Origin of the sequence: Phenylobacterium sp. (assembly GCF_020253645.1) — a bacterium.
In the GTDB taxonomy this organism is placed as follows: domain Bacteria; phylum Pseudomonadota; class Alphaproteobacteria; order Caulobacterales; family Caulobacteraceae; genus Phenylobacterium.
Genome location: NZ_JADCBG010000073.1, coordinates 1 through 6,609, shown reverse-complemented (window position 1 = coordinate 6,609; position 6,609 = coordinate 1). Strand labels below are relative to the sequence as shown.

The 6,609-nt window shown below is 66.3% G+C and carries 4 protein-coding genes and 1 pseudogene; all 5 read left to right on the top strand.

The window, feature by feature from the left end:
• On the top strand, positions 1–3,265 hold a 3,265-nt coding region (gene rpoC, locus INE98_RS05400; RefSeq protein ID WP_293537205.1), incomplete at its 5' end, for a DNA-directed RNA polymerase subunit beta'.
• Between the two features lie 130 nt (positions 3,266–3,395).
• Positions 3,396–3,728: a zf-TFIIB domain-containing protein gene (locus INE98_RS05395; protein ID WP_293537203.1), complete on the top strand. Its 333-nt coding sequence runs from the start codon at positions 3,396–3,398 to the stop codon at positions 3,726–3,728.
• A gap of 264 nt (positions 3,729–3,992) precedes the next feature.
• A complete protein-coding gene (rpsL, locus tag INE98_RS05390) occupies positions 3,993–4,364 on the top strand; it encodes a 30S ribosomal protein S12 (RefSeq protein ID WP_056018026.1) in 372 nt (123 codons plus the stop codon).
• A 12-nt stretch (positions 4,365–4,376) separates the two neighbouring features.
• On the top strand, positions 4,377–4,850 hold the full coding sequence (gene rpsG / locus INE98_RS05385) for a 30S ribosomal protein S7 (RefSeq protein WP_110449814.1): 474 nt from the start codon (positions 4,377–4,379) through the stop codon (positions 4,848–4,850).
• Positions 4,851–4,948: 98 nt separating this feature from the next.
• Positions 4,949–6,609 (top strand): annotated as a pseudogene (fusA, locus tag INE98_RS05380) (elongation factor G); the annotation flags it as partial.

Sequence of the window (6,609 nt, the reverse complement as noted above, 5' to 3'; positions counted from 1 at the left end):
CAACGGCCGCCGCGGCCGCGTGATCACGGGCGCGAACAAGCGTCCGCTGAAGTCGCTGTCGGACATGCTCAAGGGCAAGCAGGGCCGCTTCCGCCAGAACCTGCTCGGCAAGCGCGTCGACTATTCGGGCCGTTCGGTCATCGTCGTGGGTCCGGAACTCAAGCTGCACCAGTGCGGCCTGCCCAAGAAGATGGCGCTCGAGCTCTTCAAGCCCTTCATCTATGCGCGCCTCGACGCCAAGGGCCTGTCGGGCACCGTGAAGCAGTCCAAGCGCATGGTGGAGCGTGAGCAGCCGGCGGTCTGGGACATCCTGGATGAAGTGATCCGCGAGCATCCGGTCCTGCTGAACCGGGCGCCGACCCTGCACCGCCTGGGCATCCAGGCCTTCGAGCCCAAGCTGATCGAAGGCAAGGCGATCCAGCTTCACCCGCTGGTCTGCGCCGCCTTCAACGCCGACTTCGACGGCGACCAGATGGCCGTCCACGTCCCGCTGAGCCTCGAGGCCCAGCTGGAGGCGCGCGTCCTGATGATGTCGACGAACAACATCCTGTCGCCCGCCAACGGCCGGCCGATCATCGTGCCGTCGCAGGACATCGTCCTGGGTCTCTACTACCTGTCCCTGGCCAAGGACGGCGAGCCCGGCGAGGGCAAGCTGTTCGCGGACCTGGGCGAGATCGACGCCGCCCTCGACGCCGGCGTTGTCACGCTGCACACGAAGATCAAGGCCCGCCACGTCGAGATGGACGCCGACGGCAATCTCGTCCGCAAGGTGATCGACACGACGCCGGGCCGGATGAAGATCGTCGCCCTCTTCCCGCAGCACCCGGCCGTGGGGCACCGCCTCCTTGAGAAGAACCTGACCAAGAAGGAGATCGGGAACCTGATCGAGACGGTCTACCGGCACTGCGGTCAGAAGGCGACGGTGATCTTCGCCGACCAGATGATGGGCCTGGGCTTCCGCGAGGCGGCCAAGGCCGGCATCTCGTTCGGCAAGGACGACATCATCATCCCGCAGCGGAAGAAGCCGATCGTCGAAGAGACCCGCAAGCTGGTCGAGGAGTACGAGCAGCAGTACGCAGACGGCCTGATCACCAAGGGCGAGAAGTACAACAAGGTCGTCGACGCCTGGGCCAAGGCCACGGACCGCGTCGCCGACGAGATGATGGCCGAGATCTCGACCGCCGAGAAGGACAAGACGGGCCGGGAAGGGGAGATTAACTCCATCTTCATGATGGCCAACTCCGGCGCCCGGGGTTCGCAGGCCCAGATGAAGCAGTTGGGCGGCATGCGCGGCCTCATGGCCAAGCCCTCCGGCGAGATCATCGAGACGCCGATCATCTCGAACTTCAAGGAAGGCCTGACCGTCCAGGAGTACTTCAACTCCACCCACGGCGCCCGGAAGGGCCTGGCCGACACGGCGCTCAAGACGGCGAACTCGGGTTACCTGACCCGCCGTCTGGTCGATGTCGCCCAGGACTGCATCATCAACGAGGAAGACTGCGGCACCAGCCGGGGCATCACCCTGCGCGCCGTGGTCGAGGGCGGCGACGTTCTGGTCTCCCTGGGCGCCCGGATCCTGGGCCGCCACTCGGCCGAGGATGTCCGGCACCCGGATACCGGCGAGGTGATCGTCCCGGCCGACGCCTACTTCGACGAGGACATGATCGAGGTGGTCGAAGGTGCGGGCGTCCAGTCCGTCCGCGTCCGCTCGGTCCTGACCTGCGAGGCCAAGCTCGGCGTCTGCGCCGCCTGCTACGGTCGTGACCTGGCCCGCGGCACTCCGGTGAACATCGGCGAGGCGGTCGGCGTCATCGCCGCCCAGTCCATCGGCGAGCCTGGCACCCAGCTGACCATGCGGACCTTCCACATCGGCGGCACCGCCCAGGTGGCGGAACAGTCCTTCTTCGAGGCGGGCAACGCCGGCGTGGTCCGGATCACCGGCGGCGCCACGGTCGTGGCTCCTGACGGCGCCCTCATCTGCATGAGCCGCAACCTCGTGCTCAGCGTGCAGGTCGACGGCAAGGATCGCGAGACCTACAAGCCGCCCTATGGGGCGCGTCTGAAGTTCAAGGATGGCGAGAAGGTCAAGCGCGGCGAACGCCTGGCGGAATGGGACCCCTACTCGACCCCGATCATCACCGAGGTGGGCGGCCGCGTGCGCTTCGAGGACCTGGTCGAGAACGTCTCCTTCCGCGAGGAGGCCGACGAGGCGACCGGCATCTCCAACCGCGTGGTGGTCGACTGGCGGGCTTCCGCCAAGGGCGGCGACCTGCGGCCGGCCATGGCGGTGCTCGACGAGACCGGCGCCTATCGCCGCCTCGCCAACGGGACCGAGGCCCGCTACCTGCTGCCGGTGGGCGCCATCCTCTCCATGGGCGATGGCGACGAGATCCGTCCCGGCGAGGTCCTGGCCCGCATGTCCACCGAGAGCGCCAAGACCCGGGACATCACCGGCGGTCTGCCGCGAGTGGCTGAACTGTTCGAGGCCCGCCGGCCGAAGGACTGCGCGGTCATCGCGGAGATGGACGGCCGCGTCGAGTTCGGTCGCGACTACAAGAACAAGCGCCGGATCAAGATCACCCCGGAGGATGGCGGCGAGGCCGTCGAGTTCCTGATCCCGAAGGGCAAGCACATCGCGGTCCACGACGGGGACGTCATCCGCAAGGGCGAATACCTGATCGACGGGAACCCGGATCCGCACGACATCCTGCGCATCCAGGGGATCGAGGCTCTGGCCGAGTTCCTGGTGGACGAGATCCAGGAGGTCTACCGACTGCAGGGCGTGCCGATCAACGACAAGCACATCGAGACCATCGTCCGTCAGATGCTGCAGAAGGGCGAGATCCTCGAGCCCGGTGACACCGGCCTTCTGAAGGGCGATCACCTCGACATGGCGGATATCCTGGAGGAGAACGCCAAGGCCGAGGCGCGCGGTGGTCGTCCGGCGGTGACCCAGCCGGTCCTGCTCGGGATCACGAAGGCGTCGCTGCAGACCCGGAGCTTCATCAGCGCGGCCTCCTTCCAGGAGACGACCCGCGTCCTGACCGAGGCCTCCGTCCAGGGCAAGACCGATACCCTGGAAGGCCTGAAGGAGAACGTGATTGTCGGCCGGCTCATCCCGGCGGGCACGGGCTCCTTCCTGCGCGGCCTGCAAAGGGTGGCCGCCCGTCGCGACGCGGCGCTCAGCGCCAGCCGCGAAGAGGCCATGGAGCCCTTGCCCGAGGTGATTGCGGTCGAGGCGGAGGAGGAGGGCCTGGGGCTCTAGTCCCCGGCCGAACTTCCGCTGGCTTTCCGGAAGGGGGCGGTCCCGCGCGTCGGGGCCGCCCCCTTCTCGCAACGGTGGTTGTGATCGGTCTGGCGGCTCCTACATGTGAGAGGCTGAACCGGAGCCTCCCATGCCTTTGCTGCTATGCCCGAACTGCAATGACTCGATGCAGACCGTCGCGAGGTCAGGCGTCGAACTCGACATGTGCCCGAGTTGCCGCGGGATCTGGATGGACCGTGGCGAACTCGAGAAGGTTCTCGGCGCAGTCAAGTCGGAGTCGGAGGACCAGACCCGGGCCCGGCAGGCCCTGGAGCGCGAGGCCGATTCGTTCCGCCGCGATCCTCAGGAGTGGGTGCGTCGCCACCCCTACGATGAGGGGCGTCGCAGCTACAAATGGGACGATGACGACTACTACCCGAAGAAAAAGAAGAAGCGCTTCGACATCTTCGACATCTTCGATTGACGATACGCCTCCGGAGCGCCTGCCGGCGTTGACGGCGGCGGGCCTTGCGAGTATGAACCGCGCTCTTTCGAGGCCGGGGGAAGTCACTCCGGTCACCGATGAACGGCCGCTGTTCCCTTGAACCTCGGCGGACCCGTCGGGGCGGCCAAGGCCGCGCCGGCGAGTTTTTGCGTTCAAAGGTCCCGGCCGCGGAAGCGAGACGACAACTGGAACCCCCATGAGGCGCCCCGGCCCAACGGCACACGCCTCCAGAGCAGAGAATAGATGCCCACAGTCAACCAGCTCATCCGCAAGCCGAGGCAAGACAAGCCTTCGCGGAACAAGGTCCCGGCCCTCAAGGGGTGCCCCCAGCGTCGCGGCGTCTGCACGCGCGTCTACACCACGACCCCGAAGAAGCCGAACTCGGCCCTCCGGAAGGTCGCCAAGGTCCGCCTGACCACGGGCATCGAGGCGGTGTGCTACATCCCCGGCGAAGGCCACAACCTGCAGGAGCACTCGGTCGTGCTCATCCGCGGCGGCCGGGTGAAGGACCTTCCGGGCGTCCGCTATCACATCCTGCGCGGCGTTCTCGACACCCAGGGGGTGAAGGACCGCAAGCAGCGCCGTTCGCTCTATGGCGCCAAGCGTCCGAAGTAAGGAGACGAGTCCATGTCCCGCCGCCGTCGCGCCGAGAAACGTGAAGTCCTGCCGGATCCCAAGTTCGGCGACCTCACCGTCACGAAATTCATGAACTACGTCATGTATGAGGGGAAGAAGGCTGTCGCAGAGAACATTCTCTATGGCGCCTTCGACATCCTTGAGGCCAAGCGCAAGGACCAGGGCCCCCTGGAAACCTTTCACGCCGCCCTCGACAACGTGGCCCCTGGCATTGAGGTGCGCTCCCGCCGGGTCGGCGGCGCGACCTACCAGGTCCCGGTGGAGGTCCGTCCGGACCGCCGCAAGGCCCTGGCCATCCGCTGGCTCGTGACCGCTGCGCGCAAGCGCGGCGAGAACACCATGACGGAGAAGCTCGCCGGCGAACTTCTCGACGCCGCCTCCAACCGGGGCACCGCCGTGAAGAAGCGCGAAGACACCCACAAGATGGCGGAAGCCAACCGGGCCTTCTCTCACTACCGCTGGTAAGCCCGCACACGCCTGAGTTCACCGGCGCGGGTGGTTCCCCAAAGACCGCCCGCGCCGTTCTTGCAAGACACCGACGCCCCTCAAACCGAGCGCCCGCGATGCCCCGCACCCACAAGATCGAAGACTACCGCAACTTCGGAATCATGGCCCACATCGATGCGGGCAAGACGACGACGACCGAGCGGATCCTGTTCTACACCGGCAAGAGCCACAAGATCGGCGAGGTCCACGACGGCGCAGCCACGATGGACTGGATGGAGCAGGAGCAGGAGCGCGGCATCACCATCACCTCGGCCGCGACGACCGCCTTCTGGAAGGGCTGCAGGCTGAACATCATCGACACGCCTGGCCACGTGGACTTCACCATCGAGGTCGAGCGCTCCCTCCGGGTCCTCGACGGTGCGGTGGCCGTCCTCGACGGCAACCAGGGCGTCGAACCCCAGACGGAGACGGTCTGGCGCCAGGCCGACCGGTACAACGTCCCGCGCATCGTCTTCGTCAACAAGATGGACAAGATCGGCGCCGACTTCGAGATGTGCCTGCGGACCATCCGCGAGCGTCTCGGCGTCAAGGCCGTCCCGATCCAGCTGCCGATCGGCTCGGAAGCGAGCCTGCGCGGCATCGTCGACCTGGTCCGGATGAAGGCGGTGGTCTGGGAATCCGAGGGCCTGGGCGCGAAGTACCACGACGAGGATATCCCGGGCGACATGCTCGCCCAGGCCGAAGAGGCCCGGAACTACATGATCGAGAACGCCGTCTAGATGGATGACGAGGCCATGGAGGCCTACCTCGGTGGTGAAGAGCCCTCGGAAGAGGTGATCAAGAAGTGCCTCCGCAAGGCGGTGCTCACCGGCGCCTTCTACCCGATCCTCGCGGGTTCGGCCTTCAAGAACAAGGGCGTGCAGCCCCTGCTCGACGCCGTTGTCGACTACCTGCCTTCGCCCGTGGACATCCCGGCGACCCAGGGCCTCGACTTCAAGACCGAGGAGCCCGTCGAGCGCAAGGCGTCCGATGATGAGCCGCTGTCCGTCCTGGCCTTCAAGATCATGGACGACCCCTTCGTGGGCTCGCTGACCTTCTGCCGCATCTACTCCGGCAAGCTGGAGTCCGGCATGGGCCTGCTGAACTCGACCCGCGACAAGCGCGAGCGCGTCGGCCGGATGCTTCTGATGCACTCGAACAACCGCGAGGACATCAAGGAAGCCCACGCCGGCGACATTGTCGCCCTGGCCGGCCTGAAGGACACCCGCACCGGGGACACCCTTTGCGATCCTCTGAAGTCGCCGGTGATCCTCGAGAAGATGACCTTCCCCGAGCCGGTCATCGAAATCGCCATCGAGCCCAAGTCCAAGGCCGATCAGGAGAAGCTGGGCGTCGCCCTGGCGAAGATGGTCGCAGAAGACCCGTCGTTCACCGTCTTCACGGACCAGGAGTCCGGCCAGACCATCATGAAGGGCATGGGCGAGCTGCACCTCGACATCAAGGTCGACATCTTGAAGCGGACCTACAAGGTCGAAGCCAACATCGGCGCGCCTCAAGTCGCCTACCGTGAAAGCCTCGGCCGCGCGGCGGATATCGACTACACTCACAAGAAGCAGCCCGGCGGCACCGGCCAGTGCGCCCGGGTCAAGATCAAGTTCGAGCCGGGCGAGCCCGGGTCTGGTTTTGTCTTTGAGAACACGGTGGTCGGCGGTTCAGTGCCGAAGGAGTACGTTCCCGGCGTGCAGAAGGGCATCGAGTCCGCCAAGGAAAACGGCCT

Excerpts from the sequence above, each read along its gene's own strand:
- rpsL (WP_056018026.1), top strand. The coding sequence starts at position 3,993 with ATGCCCACAGTCAACCAGCTCATCCGCAAGCCGAGGCAAGACAAGCCT.
- rpsG (WP_110449814.1), top strand. The coding sequence starts at position 4,377 with ATGTCCCGCCGCCGTCGCGCCGAGAAACGTGAAGTCCTGCCGGATCCC.
- INE98_RS05395 (WP_293537203.1), top strand. The coding sequence starts at position 3,396 with ATGCCTTTGCTGCTATGCCCGAACTGCAATGACTCGATGCAGACCGTC.